The following is a 22,486-nucleotide window of genomic DNA, read 5'->3' as shown; positions in this document are numbered from 1 at the left end:
TCAAGTTCTTTTTAGTTTTTAAAGATTATCCGTGAATTTCTTGCTTATTTATGATAAAATGGGAGTATCGCAAAAAATGACTCATCGTATTCAATTTTGAGTAAAACTAGGAGGATCCCATGTCAACAGAACATATGGAAGAACTAAATGACCAGCAGATCGTTCGCCGTGAAAAAATGGCTGCGCTCCGTGAACAAGGAATCGATCCTTTCGGAAAACGTTTTGAACGTACTGCAAATTCACAAGAATTAAAAGATAAATATGCTGACCTCGATAAAGAACAATTACACGATAAAAATGAAACAGCTACTATCGCAGGACGCTTGGTAACCAAACGTGGTAAAGGTAAAGTTGGATTTGCCCACCTTCAAGACCGCGAAGGGCAAATTCAAATCTACGTTCGTAAGGATGCTGTCGGTGAAGAAAACTACGAAATCTTCAAAAAAGCAGACCTTGGTGACTTCCTTGGTGTCGAAGGGGAAGTCATGCGTACAGATATGGGAGAACTCTCTATCAAGGCTACTCACATTACACACTTGTCTAAGGCCCTTCGTCCTCTGCCAGAAAAATTCCACGGTTTGACAGACGTTGAAACAATTTACCGTAAACGTTACCTTGACTTGATTTCTAACCGTGAAAGCTTTGAGCGCTTTGTCACTCGTTCAAAAATCATTTCTGAAATCCGTCGTTATCTTGACCAAAAAGGTTTCCTTGAAGTGGAAACACCTGTTCTTCATAATGAAGCCGGTGGTGCTTCTGCCCGTCCATTTATCACCCACCATAATGCCCAAAACATTGACATGGTGCTTCGTATCGCGACTGAGCTTCACTTGAAACGCCTTATCGTGGGTGGTATGGAACGTGTCTATGAAATCGGCCGTATCTTCCGTAACGAAGGAATGGATGCTACTCATAACCCGGAGTTTACTTCTATCGAAGTTTACCAAGCTTATGCAGACTTCCAAGACATCATGGACTTAACTGAAGGCATTATCCAACACGCTGCTAAATCAGTTAAAGGTGATGGCCCAGTTAACTACCAAGGTACTGAAATCAAAATCAATGAACCATTTAAACGTGTTCACATGGTGGATGCTATCAAAGAAATTACTGGTGTCGATTTCTGGCAAGACATGACTTTGGAAGAAGCCAAAGCTATTGCTGCTGAGAAGAAAGTTCCTGTTGAGAAACATTACACTGAAGTTGGCCACATCATCAATGCCTTCTTTGAAGAGTTTGTTGAAGAAACCTTGATCCAACCGACCTTTGTCTATGGACATCCAGTAGCTGTATCTCCACTAGCTAAGAAGAATCCTGAAGACGAACGCTTTACTGACCGTTTCGAACTCTTCATCATGACCAAAGAGTACGGAAATGCCTTTACTGAATTGAATGATCCAATCGACCAACTTAGCCGTTTTGAAGCTCAAGCTAAAGCTAAAGAACTTGGTGACGATGAGGCAACAGGTATCGACTACGATTACATTGAAGCTCTTGAATATGGTATGCCACCAACAGGTGGTTTGGGAATCGGTATCGACCGTCTCTGCATGCTCCTAACTGATACAACCACTATCCGTGATGTATTGCTCTTCCCAACAATGAAATAACCTCTTATCCTCTGGTACTTGCCAGAGGATTTTTCGATACAAAAAGAGACTGAGGAAAAACTCAATCTCTACTTTTCACTTCTTTTGTTGCCACATCTTCTCCAAACCATTTATGGCTGATTTCCTGGAACTTTCCTTCTTGATATAGTTCAATAAAGGATTGGTTTAATGCTGTTAATAATCTTTTATCAGCTGCTCTAACTCCAACAGCAAAAGATTCACTTTCAAATCCAGCTGAAAAGACATTGTAATCATTTAATATCCCCTCAGACTGGAGGTAATAATTAGCATACACTCGGTCAATCAACAAAGCATCAATCCGATCATTTTTCAAATCAATTAAGGCTTCATTGAAACTCTGGTATTGATTGGCCTTCTGGTCTTTAACACGATTTTTCAGTAAGTCTGGCTGAGCTTCAAAGTCTAAATAACCAGAGGAACCTGCTTGAGCTCCCAAGGTCTTATCCTTCATATCCTCTACTGAACGAATTTGCTTGCTTTTCTTCGTAACTAGTACTTGCTGATTTTCCATATAAGGAATACTAAAGGCAACTTTTTCTCGGCGTTCATCAGTCGCAGAATAGCCATTCCAAATGGCATCTATGGTTCCATTTTGCAGTTCCGTCTCCTTCATATCCCAGTCGATTGGCTGGAATTGCACCTTGACACCTAATTTTTCAGAAACTGCTTGCGCCAAATCAATATCAAAGCCTGTATATTGGCCATTCTTTTCTTCAAATCCCATGGGTACAAAGGTATTGTCAAAACCAATGGTTATACTCCCCTGCTCTTGATACTTATCCCAGTTATCCTGCTTTGGATCACTAGCCTTCTGAGTACAGGCTGTTAAGAAGAGAGTCAGGAACGAAACCAACACCAAGACAATTTTCTTATTAGTCATCCGCACCTCCTACTTGGGCTCAACCTTGAGAATCTGATCTGCAATATTTTCAGCGAATTGTAAATCGTGGGTAACCACAATCTGGGTCATGCCAAGTTCCCTATTTTGCAAGATCAGTTTTTCCACTTCCAAGCGTAATTCAGGATCTAGGGCAGAAGTTGGTTCATCGTAACCAATGATTTCTGGGTCAATCATCATAGCACGCGCCAAGGCCACCCTTTGCTTTTGCCCACCTGATAGTGAGAAGGGATAAGCATCTGCATGTCCTGCCAGTCCTAATTGTTCCAAAAGACCTCGCGCCTTCTGCTCAGCCTCATCCTGCTTCATTCCCATGGTTTTTACGGGCGATAAGGTCAAATTGTCTAGAACTGATAAATGAGGGAACAGTTGAAAATCTTGGAATACAAATCCCAGTAGATTGCGCTTCTCTAGTTCATCCAATTCTAAAGGTTCTCCATTATAAAATATTTGCCCTGAATCAATGGTTTCAAGACCCGCAAGCATGCGTAAGAGAGTCGTCTTACCTCCACCCGAAGGCCCAACGATAGCTAGGATTTGCTTTTCAGGAATTTTTAGACTGAAATTAGACAAAATTTGCTTTTCACCAAACCCTTTATTGATATTTCGTAATTCTAACATGGCAGCCTCCTATCTATAGTAACTGTATTTCTTCTCAACTTTTTTGGCAAGAATGGTCACAATCCCAATTAAAATTAAGTAAATGGCTCCTGCCAAGAACATTGGGACCAGACTAGCATCACGGTTGGCAGCTGTTCGACTAGCCAGGATAAGGTCTGAAATTCCTAGCGCATAGACCAAAGAAGTATCCTTGACCAAACTCATAACTTCGTTAAATACACTAGGAAGAACAATCTTGGTCACTTGGGGCAAGATAATATAGCGAACTGTGTCAAAGGGACTAAACTTCAAAACCTTAGCAGCCTCATATTGACCTTTAGGAATGGTATCAATCCCTCCACGGAAGATTTCAGCAAAGTAAGCCGCATAATTCAAAACAAAGGCAATAATGGCCGCAGGAAGACGATCCAAACGGATCCCAATGCTTGGCAGCACATAATAGATAAAAATCAATTGCAAGAGCAAGGGTGTTCCCCGCATAATCCAAATATAAATATTAATCAGATGATGGAGGGGCTTCCAATGGACTTGCAAGGCAAAGGCAATCAAAACGCCCAAGGGAATAGAAAAAATCAAGACCAGTGCAAAAACCTGCAAAGTCATGCTTGCACCGCTCAATAAACTCGGTAATATCTCAAACAAATAAGACATACTGCACCTCCTAAAAATAATTGTTCCTATTATAGCATAAATAAACAAAATAACCAATAATTTTTGTAAAAAAATTCTCTTTAAAAAAGAAAAACTATATCTATCAAAAAAGAAAGGACGAAATGTGTCCTTTCTCGATCTTAGCTTTCCTTTAACTAAAGATCCATAACATCATCCATAGCAAGACTCATGAACCCCCAGATAAACAAACCAAGGACTAAATAAGCATAGAGTGGCAGGGAAGCAAAGATAAAAGGTGATAGTAAAATCATACCCAAGGTATCTCCAAAATTTGTACAAATACAATACAATCAAAAAAAAGATAAAGGATAAAAATAATAAACCAAAAGCAAAATCGCTTGCGTGCTTTTTCTTTTCGAAACATTTCTTCCACCTCCCCCTTCTATAGCTCTATTATATTACTAAGACTTTTATTTGTAAAAGTACTATCAAAAAGAAGGGACTTTTTAATTTTTTTATATCGTTGCAAATTACGATAAGCTAATTCTACGCAAACCAATAAAGATAATCTCTCAACTGATATCAAAAATAACAGAAAGAATAGTGAATAAATTACCAACATAATAAAAGTTGCAAAGATTTCTTCCATATCATGATTAAAAATATAAATAATCGTGTAGGTATAGAGTGCTAAGACAGAAATAGCCACACCTAATCAAATATGTGCCCAAATCAATCCTTTTCCACTCATCTTTCTCCCCAGCTCACTATAGAGCCTCTCTAATCCTTTACCAATCGTTTCTGATCGTCCTTGTTGTAGCTTTATTGATACAAAATTGAGTTTATTTAAAATTCTCTCATCAACTCTCACTGGTATAACAAATTGCTTATCCATATAGTCCCCATATTTTTAACATTACTATACTTTCTTATAGCTACATTGACAAGTTAAAGTTCAAAACCAGCTAAATCGATTACTTCTTATTTATCACTTTTTCAATTGTTGCCAGGACTCCATTAGTCCCTTCCATAAAATCACGAACACTCACACCAGAAGCCCCTCTGTAACTTGCCTGATAAAACTATAAAACGTTTGAAAATTTGCTCAAGTGCCATCACTTCCTCTTTGGCTCTACATCACCTACTAAGTGAGCAAAAAATTCTGTAAAGATAGACATAATTTTTGCTAAATCTGTTTATTTCAGTAAATCATTAATAGGTACATCATCTCAGAGATTAGCAATAAATTCTAACTACTGGTCAATTTTTTTACTGCTGCAATCTCGTTTTCTACTGTATACATTAAAATTAAGGAATCACGATAATATAAAGATAAAAGGATCGCTTGCTCTCTCTTCTTATCCTATATCTGTCATGTTCAGTTGAACTTTCAATTTCTTCAACTTTTCAGCATTATATCCATATACAATAGTAGCATAATGACCATTTGTTGCAGTATCTCAGCTATATATTAAAGTAAATTTCACTTTTTTAGAAGAGTAGTGGACTTTTTACCAAAAAAAATCTAAGGGAGCTATATCAGCTCTCTTACTAGTAGCATGAATGATTTTAAATAGGCATTTTAGATTTATATCGATATAAAATACATTCAACGCTTTCTAATCAAACTTGATCTTTCAAAGTCACAATCAGAGTGATCTAAATTAATCTTAAACCTGCCTCTTGATTACACAATGAACCTTGAGTATATCAAATATAATTCTGCATGACGAGCGGAACTGCCAAAAATCGTAAAAACTATTGAAGATTTAAATCTGAAAACAAATACACAACTTGAAGAATCCATTGATAGGCACCTCACCTACCACATCTTTAGGCATACTCTCATAAGCAGAATAGCGTAACTCTAAAAGCAATTATGGCAAGAGTAGGACGTTCTGATTCTAGGACAATAAACAAAATCTACACACGTTACAAAGAAGATGGATGGCAATATCCTCAATTTGCTAGATAATTTATAGTTTTGCCCCCTGTACATAAAAAAAGCCTACTGACCAAGCTAGAAAGCTTGATACAATAGGCTTTTTATAGACTGATTATTTAACAGCGTCTTTAAGAGCTTTACCAGCTTTGAATGCTGGAACTTTAGAAGCTGCAATTTTGATTTCTTTACCAGTTTGTGGGTTGCGACCTTTACGTGCAGCACGCTCACGAACTTCAAAGTTACCAAAACCAATCAATTGAACTTTTTCACCAGCTGCAAGGTACTCAGTTACTGCTGCGAATACAGCTTCAACTGCTGCTGCTGAGTCTTTCTTAGTCAATTCTGTAGCTTCTGCTACTTTAGCGATCAAATCTTGTTTGTTTGCCATGTTAATGATTCCTCCAATTTAATTTCTAATTAACAATTATAATCATATCCTAAAATCCCTTTTAGGTCAAGTTAAAAACGCTATTTCTTCCCATTTTATTTATTTTTTTAGGAGTTGTAACGTACTAAAACAGCCCAAGCATTCTCACCCGTGTGAGTTTGAATAATAGAGCCCGTTTCCAAAACTGAAATTGGCTTTTCAACATAAGCTTGTAAGCTTTCTTTCATCTCTTTTGCCCAATCAGCACTACCAGAATATGAAATTCCAATCTCTGCTACAGAACGTTCAGAGAGCGATGTTATTAACTCATCTAACCATTTTTTAAAGGTTTTAGCTCCACGACCTTTAACGATTGGCTGCAATTCATGGTCTTTCATCTGCATGACAACACGTATATTGAGAAGTGAGCTCAACAATCCAGTTACACGCCCAATTCGTCCACCTTTGACAAGATTTTCCAAAGTCGAAACGCCAATATAGAGTTCTGTGTGGTTTTTAACCTCTTCTATGCGAGTTAAAATTTCCTCCAACTCTTTGCCTTCTTGCGCTAATTTTGCAGCCTCAACAACTTGGAATTTCAAAGCTTGGTCAGTGAAGGAACTATCAATAACTGTCACATCGGCAGTAGATAAGCTAGCACCTTGACGTGCCGCTTCTACAGTACCAGAAAGGGCATGGGACATATGAATAGCAAGAATCTGGCTACCATCCTTGCATAGGTCTTCAAAAACTTCAGCGAAAACACCTACAGGCGGTTGACTTGTCTTAGGAAGATTCTTACTTGCTTGCATCAACTGAAGAAATTTACCTTCTTCTTTCAAATCAGCATCCGAATAAACAACATTATTAATCATTACAGATAATGGAACAATTGTAATATCTAATTGTTTTACGAGTTCTGGTTCAATAGTAACAGATGAATCGGTTACAATTTTAATTTTTGTCATAGTATCAATCTTTCTATTTTAGGATTCAGATTGGTTTTCTTACTTTTAATTATATCAAAAAAAGATTAAAAATCCTAATGGAGTCATTCAAATTTTCCTTAAAAATTTGATATAATCTACTTATAAGAAAAGAGGTTCCGATGATTAAAAAAATTTATCCCGTTTTAACCATTTTACTAGGTGCTGCTATTTATGCTTTTGGGCTGACTTATTTTGTAGTTCCTCATCATCTCTTTGAAGGTGGGGCGACAGGTATTACCCTTATCACCTTTTATCTTTTTAAAATCCCTGTTTCCCTCATGAACTTACTGATTAATATTCCCCTTTTCATCCTAGCTTGGAAGATTTTTGGAGCAAAATCTCTCTATTCTAGTTTACTAGGAACCTTAGCCTTATCCGCCTGGTTGGCTTTTTTTGAGCGTATTCCCCTTCATATTGATCTTCAAGGTGATTTACTGATCACAGCCCTTATAGCTGGAATTCTATTGGGAATTGGTCTTGGAATTATCTTTAATGCTGGAGGTACAACTGGTGGTACTGATATTCTAGCTCGTATTCTCAATAAATACACTCATATATCCATGGGGAAACTGCTCTTTATCTTAGATTTTTGTATTCTCATGCTTATTCTCCTAATCTTCAAAGATTTGAGATTGGTTTCCTACACGCTCTTATTTGATTTTATCGTTTCGCGTGTCATTGATTTGATTGGTGAAGGTGGCTATGCAGGCAAAGGATTTATGATTATCACAAAACGTCCTGACCAACTTGCTAAGGCGATTAATGATGACCTAGGTAGAGGCGTTACTTTCATCTCAGGTCAAGGTTATTATAGTCGAGAAGATTTAAAAATCATTTACTGTATTGTCGGAAGAAATGAAATTGTGAAAATGAAGGAAATGATTCATCGAATCGATCCTCAAGCCTTTATAACTATTACAGAAGCCCATGAAATCCTAGGAGAAGGCTTCACATATATAAAAGAGTAAGCAAAAAGCTGGGAAGTTCCAGCTTTTTCTTTATTCAGAAAGTGTAGAATGACGATAGCCATAAGTAAAGTAAATCACAAGTCCAACTACAAGAGCAATTCCAAACGCAATCCATGTTTCTACACTATATTGAAGCATAAAGGAAAGACAGATTAGAATCGAGAGAATCGGCAACAAGGGAACTAGGGGAGTTTTGAATTCTCCTTCTTTAGGCATTCCCTTATCCTTTCTAAGTTTTATAATTCCATAAGCCAATAAGATAAGATAAGCAAGCGTACAAATATTTAGAAAGGCCGCGATACTAGCTAGCGGAAATACTCCTGCTGCTATTGCAGAAGCAACTCCAGTTAAGATGGTCGCATTTTTAGGAACACGACTTGTTTTGCTTAATTGCTTAAAACTTCGAGGTAAAAGACCATCACGTGCTAAACTGTAAATCATACGCGATAAGGCATAAGTCATAGAAATACATACTGTTATTAGGGTCAAAATGGCCACTAATGACACATAATTAGCTGCCCAACCAATTCCTATACTTCGCAATGAAAAAGCTACAGCATCGTCCACATTGAGTTGGCTGTAGTGAACAATCCCTGTCAATACTAATGTAACCAGAGCATAGAGAATCGTTACGATTGTCAAAGACAAAACAATTCCTTGTGGGACATTCTTTTGTGGATTTTGAATTTCATCAACAGCCATCGAAATAGATTCAAATCCTAGAAAACCAAAGAACATCAAAGATGCTCCTGCCATTATTCCAGTACTTCCACCATAAATTTGACCAAAACCAAAAGGAGCAAAGTTGGACCAATTTTCTGGTTTAATATACCAGATACCAACTAGAATAAACAAAGCGAGAGCAGAGAATTTCAAGATGACTAGAAGCGAATTAAAACGCAATGCTGCCTTGGAATTTAATAAAACTAAACCGGTTACCAGTGTCAGTACCAAAATAGGTAAAAGGTCTATATAGGTACCCTGCTCAGGGTTAAAGGTCCCATTCAAGGCTTGAGGCATTGAAATACTATAGTTACTGAGCAAGCCTTTAAAATAAGCTGCCCAGCCAGAGGCCACACCAGAAACTGCTGTCATGAACTCCATGATGGTCAACCAACCAGCAATCCAAGCTGGTAATTCACCCAAAATTGCATACAAATAACTATAAGCACCACCAGTTGCAGGAACACGAGAGGCAAACTCTGCGAAAAAGAGGGCGGATAAAGAAACACACAGGGCAGAAATCACTATAGATACAACCAGTGACGGACCAGCAAGCGTTGCTGCTGCGGTTCCTGTAATGGTAAAAATCCCAGTTCCTACCATGGCACCGATTCCTAATAAAATCAAATCCCATACTTTTAAATGACGGTGCATTTCAGTACGTCCCAAGCTAACATCTTTTGTTCTAAAAATATTCATACTTCATCTCCATTAAATATGATTGTTTTATTTTATCATATAAAAGAGATTTTGTGAATATTTATAAGATAATTTTTCAAAAAAATCCGAACAGAATAAATCCTGCTCAGATTCTACATATTCTTAGCCAACTGATCCTTCCATTTCATAGCTAATCAAACGGTTCAGCTCAACTGCATATTCCATTGGAAGTTCTTTTGTAAAGGGTTCTACAAATCCCATTACAATCATCTCAGTTGCCTCAGATTCTGACAATCCACGGCTCATGAGGTAATAGAGTTGTTCTTCAGAAATCTTAGATACCTTAGCTTCGTGTTCCAAAGCGACTTGTGAGTTGTGAATTTCGTTAAACGGAATGGTATCTGATGCTGACAAGTCATCCATAATAATGGTATCACACTCGATGTGAGAGACAGATTTTTTAGAGTTTTTATTAAAGGTTACTTGTCCACGATAGTCAACCTTTCCTCCACCTTTAGCGATGGATTTAGACACGATAGACGAGCTTGTATGTGGAGCGTTGTGGATCATCTTAGCTCCAGTATCCTGATGTTGCCCTGCATTAGCAAAGGCAATAGAAAGCATAGTACCACGCGCCCCTTCTCCATCAAGGTAAACAGATGGGTATTTCATGGTTGTTTTGGCACCCAAGTTACCATCAATCCACTCAACAGTGGCATCCTTTTGAGCCTTAGCACGTTTCGTTACCAAGTTATAGACGTTATCAGACCAGTTCTGGATGGTTGTATAACGCATATAAGCACCATCTAAGGCAAAGATTTCTACGATGGCAGCATGCAAGCTGTTACTTGAATAAGTTGGCGCTGTACATCCTTCTACATAATGAACACTTGCTCCCTCATCAACGATAATCAAGGTACGTTCAAACTGACCAGTATTTTCGTTGTTGATACGGAAGTAAGTTTGAAGTGGAATATCTACCTTAACACCTTTTGGTACGTAGATAAAGGTTCCACCTGACCATACTGCCGAGTTGAGGGCCGCCAACTTGTTATCAGTCGGTGGTACCAACTTCGCAAAGTATTGTTTAAACAAGTCTGGGTATTCCTTGAGGGCAGAATCCGTATCTGTAAAGATAATCCCCAATTTTTGGAACTCTTCCTTCATGTTGTGGTAAACAACTTCTGATTCATACTGGGCAGAGGCACCAGCTAGATATGCACGCTCAGCTTCAGGAATCCCGATACGTTCAAAGGTTTCTTTAATCTTTTCAGGAACCTCATCCCACGAACGAGCTGGTTTATCAGATGGTTTTTGGTAGTAGATCAAGTCATCAAAATCAATCTCTGACAAGTCTGCTCCCCAAGTTTGCATAGGCATTTTTTTGAAGGTTTCATAAGACTTCAAACGGAATTCTAACATCCACTCAGGTTCTCCCTTAGCAGCTGATAGTTCACGAATGACATCTTCGTTCAATCCTTTTCCTGTCGATAGGACAGGCTCTACATCATCATGGAAACCAAATTTATATTCACCAAGATCAATTGGTTTTGGTTCTACTCTTTCTTCAGCCATAATATCCTTTCTTTCATTCTTCATTTCTACTGATTCATAAGACAAAAGAATCTTGCCTTACTGATTTTTTTGATTTTCAATTGTTTTCTTCAGGGCGTTCCAAGCTAGGGTTGCACACTTGATTCGTTGAGGGAATTTGGCAACACCTGACAAGAAAGCTGCATCGCCTAGTTGGTCTTGGCGTTCATCTTTTTGCCCTTGAACCATTTCAGAAAAAATAGTCGCAAGTTCTAAAATTTCTTGTTTAGTTTTTCCTAAAACTGCGTCCGTCATCATACTAGCAGATGCTGTAGAGATGGTGCAACCTGAGTTTATAAAAGCGATATCCTCCAAACGATCCTCTGCATCAAACTTGACAGAGAGATTGATAACATCCCCACAAGTCGGATTGTTGAGACTGATTTGTTCAGCGTCTTCCAACTTTCCTTGGTGATGTGGATTTTTCGAATGGTCCGCTACCACTGCCATATAAAGGCTATCTAGTTTAGAAAGTGCCATTGAAAAACTCCTTTGTCTTTTGTAAGGCATCTACTAGCTTGTCGCAATCTGCCTTGGTATTGTAGATATAAAAACTTGCGCGAGCTGTTGCTGGGACATCCAAATACTGAAGCAAGGGTTGCGCACAGTGGTGACCTGCACGAACAGCTACTCCTTCATAATCCAAAGCTGTCGCAAGGTCGTGAGGATGGAGATCGCCTAGATTAAAGGCAATCACACCTGAACGTTGGGCCAAGTCCTGTGAACCGTAAATGGTCAAACCTTCAATAGCCTGCAGTTTTGGAAAGACGTAAGAGATTAATTCCTGTTCATGAGCTTCAATGGCATCCATACCAATTTTTTCTAGATAATCTACTGCTGCAGCAAGTCCGATAGCACCTGCCATATTGGGAGTTCCTGCCTCGAATTTCCAAGGCAACTCCTTCCAGCTAGCAGACTGCTCATAGACGAAATCAATCATTTCCCCACCAAATTCAACTGGTGACATTTGTTCTAGATACTTTTCTTTGCCATAGAGAACCCCGATACCAGTCGGACCTGCCATCTTGTGACCTGAAAAGGCAAAGAAGTCCACATCCAAGTCCTGAACATCAATCTTCATATGAGGCGTAGATTGAGCACCATCCACCACCATGATAGCTCCAACTTGATGGGCCAATTGAGTGATTTCTTTGATTGGATTGACCACACCAAGAACATTTGAGGCGTGAGCTAGGGAGACAAACTTGACTCTATCAGTCAATTTAGCTCGCAAATCATCCATATCCAGAGCTCCATCCTTGAGATAGACATAAACAAGCTCTGCCCCAGTCTTACGGCAGGCTTCCTGCCATGGAATGATATTGGAATGGTGTTCCATGACAGAAATCAAAACCTGGTCTCCCTCAGTCAAGACTTCCTCAGCATAACGCGCTACCCAGTTAAGACTAGTTGTCGTTCCTCTGGTAAAGAGAACTTCCTTTGTAGACCCTGCATTGATAAACTTACGAATGGTTTCACGAGCCGCCTCATAAGAAGCTGTCGCCCTTTCTGCCAAGGTATGAACGCCACGATGAACATTGGCATTGTCGTTCTCATAGTAGCGGTTAATCGTCTCCAGAACTGCTAGTGGTTTTTGTGTCGTCGCAGCATTGTCCAAATAAACCAATGGTTCATCATTAACAATCTGGTCTAAAATTGGAAAATCCTTGCGAATCGCTTCTACATCTAACATAGGCTACCCCTTAGCGTTTTGACAATTTTTCTTCGATGGTTGCAATCATTTCATCACGAACTTCCTTGACTGGAATCTCAACGATAACAGAGCCAAGGAAACCACGGACAACCAAACGTTCTGCAGTTGCCTTATCCAAGCCACGGCTCATGAGGTAATACATATCTTCTGGATCTACCTGACCGATAGAAGCCGCGTGTCCTGCAGTAACATCATTTTCATCAATCAAAAGAATTGGATTAGCATCTGAACGTGCTTGGTCTGAAAGCATAAGAACACGACTCTCTTGTTGCGCATCTGCTCCCTTGGCACCCTTGATAATGTGACCGATACCATTGAAAGTTAAAGTTGCTTTTTCAAGGATAACCCCATGTTGCAGGATATTTCCAATTGAGTTGCAACCATAGTTAGTTACTCGGGTATCAATCCCTTGTACCTGACGGCCACTTGAAAGAGCTACGACTTTAAGATCCGCATGGCTACCGTTACAAATCAAGTCACTATCAAAGTCAGCAACAACATTTCCTTCGTTCATAACACCGATTGCCCAGTCAATGCTTGCATCGTTGCCTAATTTACCACGACGGCTAATGTAGGCAGTAACATTTTCACCTAGACGGTCGATAGCCGCAAACTTCACTTGAGCACCAGAACGTGCAATTACTTCTACTGTGATATTAGCAGTTGCTTTGGCACTTCCTTCACCGTGTGACTCTAAACGCTCCAGATAACTAATCTTAGAATTTTTACCAGCGATAATCATAATATGCTTGTTAAACGGCACATCACTATCGCTGTCTTGATAGAAAATTCCTTCGATTGGTTCTTTAATCTCAACATTATCAGGAATGTAGAGAACAGCACCACTGTTGAAATAAGCTGTATGGTAGGCTGCCAACTTGTCATCGTCATACTTAACAGATGACATGAAGAATTCCTCAATAAGCTCTGGAATTTCTTCTAAAGCTGAGTGGAAGTCTGTAAAGACGACACCCTGTTCAGCTAACTCAACTGGAGTTTGCTCAAAAACAGTTTGAGTTCCTACTTGCACCAACTTCAAGTGATTATCTAGAGCTGTGAAATCTGGAACATTTGCTGATGGCTCACTTTCTGTAATCGTTCCATCACCCAGATTCCAACGGTGGAATTTGACACGCTCAATAACTGGTAATTCCAAAGTCTCAATCTTGTCAAAAGCTTTTTGACGGAGATCAGCCAACCAGCTTGGTTCAGCGTGCATTTCTGAAAAAAGTTTAATATTTTCTTTAGTCATTTACTTCTCCTAAAAGACACGAGGGAATTACAATTCTTCCTTGTAGTCGTAGCCAAGTTCTTCAGCTAGTTTTGCGTATCCTTCACGTTCCAAACGCGCAGCCAATTCTGGACCACCAGAAAGGACAACACGACCTTCCATCATGACGTGTACCACATCAGGTGTGATGTAGTTCAAAAGACGTTGGTAGTGAGTGATAATCATAGCACCAAAGCCTTCACCACGCATGGCATTCACACCTTTAGACACAACTTTAAGGGCATCAATATCAAGACCAGAGTCAATCTCATCCAAAAGGGCAAAAGTTGGTTCCAACATCAAAAGTTGAAGAATCTCATTACGTTTTTTCTCACCACCAGAGAAACCTTCGTTGAGGTAACGTTCAGCCATTTCTTCTTTCATGTTGAGCAATTCCATTTTTTCATCTAGCTTAGTGATAAACTCACGAACTGAAATCTTCTCATCGTCTTCTTTACCAGCATTCATGGCTGCACGAAGAAACTCAGCGTTAGTAATACCAGGAATTTCTGATGGGTATTGCATAGCAAGGAAAAGTCCCATACGCGCACGCTCGTCCACTTCCAACTCAAGGATGTTTACGCCATCAAACAAGACTTCACCTTTAGTAACTTCATAGTTTGGATTTCCCATGATAGCTGCAGAAAGAGTCGATTTACCTGTACCATTTGGTCCCATGATAGCGGCGATTTCTCCTGTTTTCAGGGTCAGGTTAACCCCTTTTAAAATTTCTTTTCCTTCAATCTCAACGTGAAGATCTTTGATCTCTAATACTGACATGATAGTTCCTTTCTTTTTCAAGGCCTTTACAGTGCTTACTGGAAACATACTTGATTTCCCTAGCAAATACGGTAAAAGGTCAATAAATATACTTTTATAGTATAACAAAAAAAAGCCTAAAAGGCTTTGATTTTGTCTAGAAGCTGAGGACTAGTCTTTTCCTTTCAAGTGCTGGTCAATGACATCTACAATCTTGCCCATCAAGTAACTGACTCGGAAATTTCTAAAAAGCAAAATGGCCCAAAAGGCTGCCATAATATAGCGACCAGTCATCCAGGCTTCATTGAAAAAATAGGTCTCAGCAGCTGTAAACAGCGCGATGATAATAAATTGTTGTCTATTCATAAACTTATTGTATCATGAAATCTTTCTTTAGTCTTCCTCTACCTTCACTTTATCAGCCAAAAATTCAAATCCTTCTGGAATCAGACTTTCTTCTGCTTCTTTTTCAGTTTGAGAAGATTTGGCTTTGGCTGAAAAGGCTGCGCGAACTTCTTTCCATTCCTCCATGGAAATGGCTAAAATCTCAGGTGAAAAACCTGCTGCCTGACTGAGGATATTGCCAAACATGGTGTTGAGATTGTCTCGTTTCATGGTTTGACCAGCATTGAAGTTAGACTCAAAAGCAAGAATAGCATGGTGTTCATTGGCCGCAACCGGTTGAGAACCAACTAGCAGAGCCTTATCAGGACCTCCAAGACTTTCAATCACCTCTCCCCAGGCATTCTGTAGACGAATCAGATTTTGACGTGCTAAATCAGGATTTTCAACGGCCTCTTGTAGGATCGATTGAACTTTATTGCGATCCACACGATAGACTGTCTTACCCGCCGCTGGACGGCTAGGTACTGGACTGGTTGGCTTAGCTACAGTTCCTACATTTGCGAGTTCTTGTTTGAGACGGGCAACTTCCTGTCTCAATGCAGAAATTTCATGTTCAACTGCCCCAGAAAGAGCTGGTTCAGGCTTAATCTCTGCCAAACGGATGGTCATCATCTCAGCATAAATCTTTGGCTGTAAACTAGACTTAATATCTGCTAAACTCACTGTCGCCAAGCGAATCATTTCAAACAGATTTTCTTGAGGAAGAGCTAAATTCTCAACAAAGACTGGACTATGATGAGTATTTTCTCCACCTGTTTGAACAATTAATAAATCTCTTAAATAGTGCAAAAGGTCGGTCACAAAACGAGTCATGCTCTTACCATTGTCAAAGAGAAGATTTAAACACGCTAGGGACTTTGGAACATCCTGTTGAGACAAGGCAGACACATAATCATCCAAGGCTGATAGACTAATGGTACCAGTAATTTCTTCAGAGATGGCAGTCGTCAACTCGTTTCTCTGTGTCAAACTCAGGGCTTGATCCAAAATAGACAAGGCATCTCGCATTCCACCTTCAGCCCGTCTGGCAATGATTTCCACAGCCTCTGGTTCAGAACTGATATTTTCTTTTTCTAAGATATAGCGGATATGTTCCTTAATATCCTGTGTCTTAATCGATTTAAATTCAAAACGTTGCACACGGGATAGAATAGTGGCAGGAATCTTGTGTAATTCAGTAGTGGCCAAAATAAAGACTACATTCTGTGTTGGCTCTTCCAGCGTTTTTAGGAGGGCATTAAAAGCCCCTGTAGACAGCATGTGAACCTCATCTATGATATAGACCTTATAGCGGGCAAGACTAGGCGCATAGGTAGATTTATCACGAATTTCACGGATTTCATCCACCCCGTTATTAGAGGCAGCATCCATTTCAATGACATCTTCTAAACTACCATCTGTCACTGCTTGACAAATATAGCAGTTATTACAAGGTTCACCACCCACTTGATTTGGACAGTTCATAGCTTTGGCAAAAATCTTGGCTACACTGGTTTTTCCCGTTCCACGTGGACCAGAAAAAAGATAGGCATGACTTATTTTCTCTTGCTCTACTGCTTGTTTAAGAGTCTTAGCCACAACTTCCTGTCCAACCAACTGGGAGAAGTTTTGACTTCTATATTTTCGATAAAGTGCTTGATACATTAGGCTTTCTCCCCAAACATTGTAAAGTCCCATTCTGTCTTTTCAAGCAAAATAGCGACAAATTGTTCCAAATAATCTCGATCCATAGCATCATAATCATCAATCTCTGAAGAATCAAGATCTAGAACTCCAAGTAATTGACCATTCTTAACCATCGGAACAACAATTTCACTTTTAGCTCGACTATCACAAGAAATATAGTTGGGATAAGTTGTTACATCACCAACCAGAACAGTTTCCTGGAAATGAGCTGCCTTCCCACAAACACCCTTTCCTAGCGCAATACGGATGCAGGAAACACCTCCTTGGAAAGGACCTAAAATCAATTCCTTTCCATCGAACAGATAAAAGCCTGCAAATACAGTGTTAGGTAAGCGTGATTTTAGAAGAGCACTGGCGTTGGAAAGATTAGCCAAAACATTGGTTTCACCATCCAATAAAAAAGAGAGTTCTTCATTTAACATTTGATAACGTGATTGTTTTTCTGATTCTAACATAGAACTATTATATCAAAAAAGGTTTACAGACAAAAGAAAAATCCCTTGTTTAGTAAACAAAGGATTTTATGAATTTTCAATTTGATTAAAGTTCGATATCACCGAACAAGTCAGCCATTGAGAATCCTGTTTGTGTTTCTGGAAGTTCGAAATCACGTTTTTCTTGACGTTTTGGACGACGTGGACGAGCAGCACGTTTTTCTTCTTTTTGTCCTTCTTCTTGAGCTGGACGCTCTTCAAGAGCTTTGATAGAAAGTGATACGCGCTCTGCATCTGCGTTAACTTCAAGAACTTTAACTTTAACTTCTTGACCAACTTTAAGAGCTTCTTTTGGATTTTCAATACGTTTGTGTGAAATTTGTGATACGTGAACAAGTCCATCGATACCTGGCAATACTTCAACAAATGCACCGAAGTCAGTCAAACGTTTAACTGTTCCTTCTACTACATCACCTTTAGCCAATTTTTGCTCAACGCCATCCCATGGTCCTGGTGTTGTTGCTTTAAGTGAAAGTGATACACGTCCTTCTTCTTCGTTAAGATCAAGGATTTTCACTTCAATTTCTTCACCAACTGTTACAACTGATTTTGGTGATACGTTACGTTCGTGTGACAATTCAGTCAAGTGAACCAATCCGTCAACACCACCAAGGTCGATGAAAGCACCGAAGCTTGTGATACGTGCAACTTTACCAGTTACAACATCACCAACAGCCAATTTACCGAATACTTCAGCGCGAGCTGCTGCAGTAGCTGCTTCAACAACTTCACGACGTGAAAGGATGAAGCGGTTTTCTTTAGCGTCAACTTCTTTGATCTTAGCATCAAATTCTTGACCTACAAAACGCTCAGTGTTACGTACGAAACGAGTATCCAACATTGAAGCTGGGATAAATCCACGAACACCTTCAAATTCTACTGAAAGTCCACCTTTAACGGCACGAGTTCCTTTAACAGTAACAACTTCTTCTTCGCGACCAACAAGTTTGTCCCATGCTTTGCGAGCTTCAAGGCGTTTTTTAGATACAAGGTATGTAACTGTATCAGTATCTTTACCAACTACTTGACGAAGTACAAGAACATCCAATACTTCTCCTACTTTAACAAAGTCATTGATATCTGCATCGCGATCGTTTGTCAATTCGCGAAGAGTCAAGACACCTTCAACACCAGTTCCAGAGATTGCAACGTTAGCTTGAGTCGCATCAACTGTCAATACTTCAGCACTAACAACATCACCAGTCTCAACTTGGCTAACGCTATTTAGCAAATCTTCAAATTCGTTCATCTAAAAAATCCTCCAACAATCAAGTTTTTCTTAAACTTGACATACTTATAATTTTTTTCCTAAGCACCCGCAAGGACATGTTCATATCGTTCACGTCTTTCAATTATAAAAATAAAATACCCTAAGATATTTTGCTTTTTATCTTGATCATTACCTAAGAACTGGGGTAGCTGGATTCGAACCAACGCATGAGGGAGTCAAAGTCCCTTGCCTTACCGCTTGGCTATACCCCATTGATGAAATGGAGAGAGAGGGATTCGAACCCCCGAACCCGAAGGAGCGGATTTACAGTCCGCCGCGTTTAGCCTCTTCGCTATCTCTCCTACAATTAACATGGACTATTATATCATGAAAATTTCAAAAAAACAAGACTTATTTTGCTAAATTATAATTTTCAATCAAAATTTCCACAGCTTTTTCCAATTTTTTATAAAAACTATCGACATTCCCATTCTTTATGATGGCAAATTGTCCATCTAATTCGGCAATTTCTCCGATAACTTTTTTACCAATGGTCAACGTATAACCTTCAAAACTGTCTTTTCCTACATTAACCTTGGCATCTGCTACTTGAATTTCAATTTTTTTATCTTTCTTACTCATTTCATACCTCTCTTCACTTTTTCTATTTTACAAGAAAATCCAAAAACTAGCAAGAAAAAACTCTACATCAGGCTTGTCTGATATAGAGTTTTCCGCTTTATTTAATATGCTTTTCTAGTTCTTTTTGGTACTTACCATTTGATTCCAATTTTTCTTTTTGCCATTTTTTCAGTGCTTCTTCATATTCTTTTGTTGTAACAATATCTTTTTGCAATTTCATTCCTTTAAAGATATATGGGTCACCTTTAATACCAACTTGTGAGTATGGTTTTGAGAATGGCACGACATTACTTACAACTGGAGAACCACCAGATGAGGCTGTAGGCATCAATAATGAACTATCTGTCAACCAAGCTTGAGCCTTGGCATATTTTTCATAGCGTTCTTCAAGATTCGTAGTTTCTGAATCGGCATCATCCAATAATTTCTTATACTGGTCCAAACCAAGTTTCGCTACAACATCCTTATCTTTCCCTTTAGTAATACCAAGGTGTTTCATAGCAGAACCTGATTTAGGATCCATGATATTCAAGTAAGATGCTGGGTCTTGATAGCTTGGAGCCCATCCTGTACTGTTCAAATCATAATCTTTTTGAGAAGGAACACGCGCTTGAGAAGTGATTGTTTCCTTTTCATTATCTGTCATTTGAAGAACGTCGATGACAACATTTTCAGCACCAAGAGTTGATTCGATAGACTGTTTGAAAGAGTTGCTTTGTTGAACAGCGATGGTATCTGTTTGTTCAACTGGGACATCCAAGTGAATTGGGAATGTTACCCCTTTAGATTCCAAGTCTTTCTTAGCTTTTTCGAATGCAGCTTTAGCCTTGTCAGGGTTGTAGATAGAATCCTTACCGTCAACTAGCTCAACACCTTTCCACTGGTCACCATAGTTCACCAACTCTGCTTGAGCGATTTGACCAAAGTTTTTACCACCTGCTTGTACAAAGTTATCTGGAACGAGACTGTTACGAATAATCTTGTCCGCACCGTCTTCACCATTTAGCTGGGCAGCATAAGAATGGCGGTTGAAGGCAAAGTTGATAGCCTGACGGAAGTCCTTATTAAGCATAGCTTCTTTTGTAGAAGTCTTTTGCTCTTCACTTGTTTTCGCAGTTTTATTATATGACTGACGATTTACGTTAAAGGTGAAGTAATAACTACTTGAATCCTGTGGGCTATAAGTGATTTTATCTCCGTATTGTTCCAAAGTAGAAGCAAAGTTTGAGCTACTTGGGAAGAGACGGGCTGTCGTATAGGCACCTGAAGAGAAGCTACGAATCAACGATTCCTGATCAGAACCATCGTAATAAGTCAATTTAATCTTCTCGATTTTTACCTTTTCTTTATCCCAGTAATTTGGATTTTTCTCATATTCGATCAACGATTTAGAAGTCAAGGTCTTCAAGATATAAGGTCCATTGTAGAGAATTCCTGCTGGAGTAACTGCTCCATAATCTTTACCTGATGCCTTCAAAAACTCTTCATTTACAGGCAACATCGTTGCTGTGGTGACTTTAGAGTTCCAGAAACTTTCTGGTTTGTTTAGGGTATATTCAACTGTGTAATCGTCCAAGGCCTTGACACCAACTGTAGAGAAATCATTGGTCTCACCAGTCATGTAGGCATCCAAGCCCTTGATTGAATTTTGGATGAGAGAGACACCGTCTGACTTACCGTCAGCTACGTGTTTTAGTCCTGTTACAAAGTCATGGGCTGTTACTTCTGCATATTCTTCACCTTCAGAAGTGTACCATTTAACTCCTTTACGAAGTTTATAGGTATAAGTCAAACCATCTTTTGAGACAGACCAATCTTCAGCCAAGGAAGGAATAACATTTCCGTATTGGTCGTTTTCCATCAAGCCATCAACCACGTTCCCGATGACATCTGTTGTCGATGTACGAGTCGCTATACTATAGTCCAAAGATGCTGGATCTACTGCATAGACATATGAAAATGTTGTCGGTGCATCTGCTTCTTTATCAGCTTTTCCACAAGCCGCTAATAGAGCTGTTGTGCTCAGGACCACTCCTGCTGTTAAGAGCCACTTTTTAGATTTCATAAAAAATCTCCTTTAGTTAATTTTAATCTACTTTTACAATCCAACCTTCTGGCGCTTCAATATCGCCAAACTGAATTCCTGTCAACTCATCATAGAGTTTGCGAGTCACAGGACCTACTTCTGTTTCACTATAGAAAACATGGAAATCATCACCGTGCTGAATTCCACCAATTGGAGAAATAACTGCTGCTGTACCACAGGCACCTGCTTCTACAAAACGGTCAAGCTTATCAATTGGTACATCTCCTTCAACCGGAATCAAACCCAAGCGATGTTCTGCCAAGTAAAGCAAAGAGTACTTGGTAATAGATGGCAAGATAGATGGACTCAATGGTGTTACAAATTCATTATCAGCTGTAATTCCAAAGAAGTTAGCTGAACCGACTTCTTCAATCTTTGTATGAGTTGATGGGTCTAGATAGATAACATCTGAGAAATGACGTGACTTGGCCAATTTCCCTGGCAAGAGACTGGCAGCATAGTTCCCACCAACTTTAGCTGCACCTGTACCATTTGGAGCCGCACGATCGTATTCATCCTGAATCAAGAAGTTGGTTGGAACCAATCCACCCTTAAAGTAATTTCCAACTGGCATAGCAAAGATGGTGAAAATATACTCTTCTGCTGGTTTAACCCCAATAATATCTCCGACACCAATCAAAAGAGGGCGAAGATATAAGGTTCCACCTGTTCCATATGGTGGTACGTATTCTTCATTGGCGCGGACAACTGCCTTACAAGCTTCTACAAACATGTCTGTCGGAACTTGTGGCATCAAGAGACGATCACAAGTACGTTGCAAACGTTTAGCATTTTCGTCAGGACGGAACAGTTGAACACTGCCATCCTTAGTACGATAAGCTTTTAAACCTTCAAATGCTTGTTGACCATAGTGAAGACTTGGAGAAGACTCTGAAATATGCAAGGTTGCATCTTCTGTAAGTTCTCCTTGATTCCATTGTCCATTTTTAAAATGAGCAATATAGCGATAAGGTAATTTCATATAGGAAAAACCGAGATTTTCCCAATCAATCGTTACTGTCATATTCCACTCCTTATTCTAAAAACCTATTTCTTTTATTCTACACTATTTTTCTAAAATAGCAAGTATATTTTGTAATTTTCAGAAAATTTCTTCAATAAAAAGAACCAGCTCTGAGAACTGATTCTTCATTTCACTTATTTAACCTCTGTAACATACAGCTATTGCTTTAACTAAAACGCTATATTCTGT

21 protein-coding genes and 2 tRNA genes are annotated in these 22,486 nt (G+C 39.2%); 2 read left to right on the top strand and 21 right to left on the bottom strand.

The window, feature by feature from the left end; translation table 11 throughout:
- Nucleotides 1-119 precede the first annotated feature (119 nt).
- Nucleotides 120-1,610, top strand: coding sequence for a lysine--tRNA ligase (gene lysS / locus CBI42_RS08680; protein WP_094753782.1), 1,491 nt, complete (start codon nucleotides 120-122; stop codon nucleotides 1,608-1,610).
- A gap of 61 nt (nucleotides 1,611-1,671) precedes the next feature.
- Here the strand turns inward: lysS and CBI42_RS08675 are convergent, their stop codons facing one another.
- The 6 genes from CBI42_RS08675 to CBI42_RS08645 all read right to left on the bottom strand — a co-directional run bounded on the left by CBI42_RS08675 (nucleotide 1,672) and on the right by CBI42_RS08645 (nucleotide 7,042).
- Nucleotides 1,672-2,511 (bottom strand): amino acid ABC transporter substrate-binding protein, encoded by an 840-nt coding sequence (locus tag CBI42_RS08675; RefSeq protein WP_094753781.1) that lies wholly within the window; start codon nucleotides 2,509-2,511, stop codon nucleotides 1,672-1,674.
- Nucleotides 2,512-2,520: 9 nt separating this feature from the next.
- Nucleotides 2,521-3,150, bottom strand: coding sequence for an amino acid ABC transporter ATP-binding protein (locus CBI42_RS08670; RefSeq protein WP_004261430.1), 630 nt, complete (start codon nucleotides 3,148-3,150; stop codon nucleotides 2,521-2,523).
- Nucleotides 3,151-3,159: 9 nt separating this feature from the next.
- Nucleotides 3,160-3,801, bottom strand: a complete 642-nt coding sequence (locus CBI42_RS08665) for an amino acid ABC transporter permease (RefSeq protein ID WP_049487112.1) — start codon at nucleotides 3,799-3,801, stop codon at nucleotides 3,160-3,162.
- 676 nt (nucleotides 3,802-4,477) lie between these two features.
- A complete protein-coding gene (locus CBI42_RS08660; protein ID WP_049487111.1) occupies nucleotides 4,478-4,657 on the bottom strand; it encodes a hypothetical protein in 180 nt (59 codons plus the stop codon).
- A gap of 1,162 nt (nucleotides 4,658-5,819) precedes the next feature.
- Complete coding sequence (locus CBI42_RS08650; protein ID WP_001284640.1) at nucleotides 5,820-6,095, bottom strand: HU family DNA-binding protein; 276 nt, start codon at nucleotides 6,093-6,095, stop codon at nucleotides 5,820-5,822.
- Nucleotides 6,096-6,202: 107 nt separating this feature from the next.
- On the bottom strand, nucleotides 6,203-7,042 hold the full coding sequence (locus tag CBI42_RS08645) for a DegV family protein (RefSeq protein WP_094753780.1): 840 nt from the start codon (nucleotides 7,040-7,042) through the stop codon (nucleotides 6,203-6,205).
- A gap of 140 nt (nucleotides 7,043-7,182) precedes the next feature.
- Here CBI42_RS08645 and CBI42_RS08640 point away from each other — a divergent pair, with 140 nt between their 5' ends.
- Complete coding sequence (locus tag CBI42_RS08640) at nucleotides 7,183-8,031, top strand: YitT family protein (RefSeq protein WP_094753779.1); 849 nt, start codon at nucleotides 7,183-7,185, stop codon at nucleotides 8,029-8,031.
- 30 nt (nucleotides 8,032-8,061) lie between these two features.
- Here the strand turns inward: CBI42_RS08640 and CBI42_RS08635 are convergent, their stop codons facing one another.
- From CBI42_RS08635 to CBI42_RS08565, 15 genes are all read right to left on the bottom strand, one after another.
- Nucleotides 8,062-9,453 carry an APC family permease gene (locus CBI42_RS08635; RefSeq protein ID WP_094753778.1) on the bottom strand — a complete coding sequence of 464 codons (1,392 nt, stop codon included), beginning with the start codon at nucleotides 9,451-9,453 and terminating at the stop codon, nucleotides 8,062-8,064.
- Between the two features lie 123 nt (nucleotides 9,454-9,576).
- Complete coding sequence (gene sufB, locus CBI42_RS08630) at nucleotides 9,577-10,989, bottom strand: Fe-S cluster assembly protein SufB (RefSeq protein ID WP_000797054.1); 1,413 nt, start codon at nucleotides 10,987-10,989, stop codon at nucleotides 9,577-9,579.
- A gap of 57 nt (nucleotides 10,990-11,046) precedes the next feature.
- A complete protein-coding gene (gene sufU / locus CBI42_RS08625; protein ID WP_049487107.1) occupies nucleotides 11,047-11,487 on the bottom strand; it encodes a Fe-S cluster assembly sulfur transfer protein SufU in 441 nt (146 codons plus the stop codon).
- Nucleotides 11,474-12,700, bottom strand: a complete 1,227-nt coding sequence (locus CBI42_RS08620; protein WP_070478795.1) for a cysteine desulfurase — start codon at nucleotides 12,698-12,700, stop codon at nucleotides 11,474-11,476. The genes sufU and CBI42_RS08620 overlap by 14 nt, the downstream gene beginning before the upstream one ends.
- A 10-nt stretch (nucleotides 12,701-12,710) precedes the next feature.
- Complete coding sequence (gene sufD, locus CBI42_RS08615) at nucleotides 12,711-13,973, bottom strand: Fe-S cluster assembly protein SufD (RefSeq protein ID WP_094753777.1); 1,263 nt, start codon at nucleotides 13,971-13,973, stop codon at nucleotides 12,711-12,713.
- 27 nt (nucleotides 13,974-14,000) lie between these two features.
- The gene (sufC, locus tag CBI42_RS08610) at nucleotides 14,001-14,771 is read right to left on the bottom strand and encodes a Fe-S cluster assembly ATPase SufC (protein ID WP_000114489.1); all 771 of its coding nucleotides are present in this window, start codon (nucleotides 14,769-14,771) and stop codon (nucleotides 14,001-14,003) included.
- A gap of 150 nt (nucleotides 14,772-14,921) precedes the next feature.
- Nucleotides 14,922-15,116 (bottom strand): DUF3272 domain-containing protein, encoded by a 195-nt coding sequence (locus CBI42_RS08605; protein ID WP_001081602.1) that lies wholly within the window; start codon nucleotides 15,114-15,116, stop codon nucleotides 14,922-14,924.
- A 27-nt stretch (nucleotides 15,117-15,143) separates the two neighbouring features.
- On the bottom strand, nucleotides 15,144-16,799 hold the full coding sequence (gene dnaX, locus CBI42_RS08600; RefSeq protein WP_094753776.1) for a DNA polymerase III subunit gamma/tau: 1,656 nt from the start codon (nucleotides 16,797-16,799) through the stop codon (nucleotides 15,144-15,146).
- A complete protein-coding gene (locus CBI42_RS08595; protein ID WP_094753775.1) occupies nucleotides 16,799-17,296 on the bottom strand; it encodes a GAF domain-containing protein in 498 nt (165 codons plus the stop codon). Before CBI42_RS08595 ends, dnaX begins: the two co-directional genes overlap by 1 nt.
- Nucleotides 17,297-17,381: 85 nt before the next feature.
- Nucleotides 17,382-18,584 (bottom strand): 30S ribosomal protein S1, encoded by a 1,203-nt coding sequence (gene rpsA / locus CBI42_RS08590; RefSeq protein ID WP_001001630.1) that lies wholly within the window; start codon nucleotides 18,582-18,584, stop codon nucleotides 17,382-17,384.
- A gap of 161 nt (nucleotides 18,585-18,745) precedes the next feature.
- Nucleotides 18,746-18,817: transfer RNA gene (locus tag CBI42_RS08585), tRNA-Gln, on the bottom strand.
- A gap of 9 nt (nucleotides 18,818-18,826) precedes the next feature.
- Nucleotides 18,827-18,907 (bottom strand) — tRNA-Tyr (locus CBI42_RS08580).
- 49 nt (nucleotides 18,908-18,956) lie between these two features.
- Entirely contained in the window at nucleotides 18,957-19,187 is a 231-nt protein-coding gene (locus CBI42_RS08575; RefSeq protein WP_000037113.1) for a DUF2969 domain-containing protein, read from the bottom strand.
- Between the two features lie 97 nt (nucleotides 19,188-19,284).
- The gene (locus tag CBI42_RS08570; RefSeq protein WP_049491529.1) at nucleotides 19,285-21,252 is read right to left on the bottom strand and encodes a peptide ABC transporter substrate-binding protein; all 1,968 of its coding nucleotides are present in this window, start codon (nucleotides 21,250-21,252) and stop codon (nucleotides 19,285-19,287) included.
- Between the two features lie 22 nt (nucleotides 21,253-21,274).
- A complete protein-coding gene (locus tag CBI42_RS08565; RefSeq protein WP_094753774.1) occupies nucleotides 21,275-22,297 on the bottom strand; it encodes a branched-chain amino acid aminotransferase in 1,023 nt (340 codons plus the stop codon).
- Nucleotides 22,298-22,486 lie beyond the last annotated feature (189 nt).

The sequence above is a fragment of the Streptococcus sp. KR genome (assembly GCF_002238115.1).
Lineage (GTDB): Bacteria > Bacillota > Bacilli > Lactobacillales > Streptococcaceae > Streptococcus.
This window is presented reverse-complemented; position numbering and strand designations above follow the sequence as displayed.

Bases quoted from the DNA above. Each gene is read 5' to 3' on its own strand.
- lysS (WP_094753782.1), top strand. From the start codon at position 120: ATGTCAACAGAACATATGGAAGAACTAAATGACCAGCAGATCGTTCGC.
- CBI42_RS08675 (WP_094753781.1), bottom strand. From the start codon at position 2,511: ATGACTAATAAGAAAATTGTCTTGGTGTTGGTTTCGTTCCTGACTCTC.
- CBI42_RS08670 (WP_004261430.1), bottom strand. From the start codon at position 3,150: ATGTTAGAATTACGAAATATCAATAAAGGGTTTGGTGAAAAGCAAATT.
- CBI42_RS08665 (WP_049487112.1), bottom strand. From the start codon at position 3,801: ATGTCTTATTTGTTTGAGATATTACCGAGTTTATTGAGCGGTGCAAGC.
- CBI42_RS08660 (WP_049487111.1), bottom strand. From the start codon at position 4,657: ATGGATAAGCAATTTGTTATACCAGTGAGAGTTGATGAGAGAATTTTA.
- CBI42_RS08650 (WP_001284640.1), bottom strand. From the start codon at position 6,095: ATGGCAAACAAACAAGATTTGATCGCTAAAGTAGCAGAAGCTACAGAA.
- CBI42_RS08645 (WP_094753780.1), bottom strand. From the start codon at position 7,042: ATGACAAAAATTAAAATTGTAACCGATTCATCTGTTACTATTGAACCA.
- CBI42_RS08640 (WP_094753779.1), top strand. From the start codon at position 7,183: ATGATTAAAAAAATTTATCCCGTTTTAACCATTTTACTAGGTGCTGCT.
- CBI42_RS08635 (WP_094753778.1), bottom strand. From the start codon at position 9,453: ATGAATATTTTTAGAACAAAAGATGTTAGCTTGGGACGTACTGAAATG.
- sufB (WP_000797054.1), bottom strand. From the start codon at position 10,989: ATGGCTGAAGAAAGAGTAGAACCAAAACCAATTGATCTTGGTGAATAT.
- sufU (WP_049487107.1), bottom strand. From the start codon at position 11,487: ATGGCACTTTCTAAACTAGATAGCCTTTATATGGCAGTGGTAGCGGAC.
- CBI42_RS08620 (WP_070478795.1), bottom strand. From the start codon at position 12,700: ATGTTAGATGTAGAAGCGATTCGCAAGGATTTTCCAATTTTAGACCAG.
- sufD (WP_094753777.1), bottom strand. From the start codon at position 13,973: ATGACTAAAGAAAATATTAAACTTTTTTCAGAAATGCACGCTGAACCA.
- sufC (WP_000114489.1), bottom strand. From the start codon at position 14,771: ATGTCAGTATTAGAGATCAAAGATCTTCACGTTGAGATTGAAGGAAAA.
- CBI42_RS08605 (WP_001081602.1), bottom strand. From the start codon at position 15,116: ATGAATAGACAACAATTTATTATCATCGCGCTGTTTACAGCTGCTGAG.
- dnaX (WP_094753776.1), bottom strand. From the start codon at position 16,799: ATGTATCAAGCACTTTATCGAAAATATAGAAGTCAAAACTTCTCCCAG.
- CBI42_RS08595 (WP_094753775.1), bottom strand. From the start codon at position 17,296: ATGTTAGAATCAGAAAAACAATCACGTTATCAAATGTTAAATGAAGAA.
- rpsA (WP_001001630.1), bottom strand. From the start codon at position 18,584: ATGAACGAATTTGAAGATTTGCTAAATAGCGTTAGCCAAGTTGAGACT.
- CBI42_RS08575 (WP_000037113.1), bottom strand. From the start codon at position 19,187: ATGAGTAAGAAAGATAAAAAAATTGAAATTCAAGTAGCAGATGCCAAG.
- CBI42_RS08570 (WP_049491529.1), bottom strand. From the start codon at position 21,252: ATGAAATCTAAAAAGTGGCTCTTAACAGCAGGAGTGGTCCTGAGCACA.
- CBI42_RS08565 (WP_094753774.1), bottom strand. From the start codon at position 22,297: ATGACAGTAACGATTGATTGGGAAAATCTCGGTTTTTCCTATATGAAA.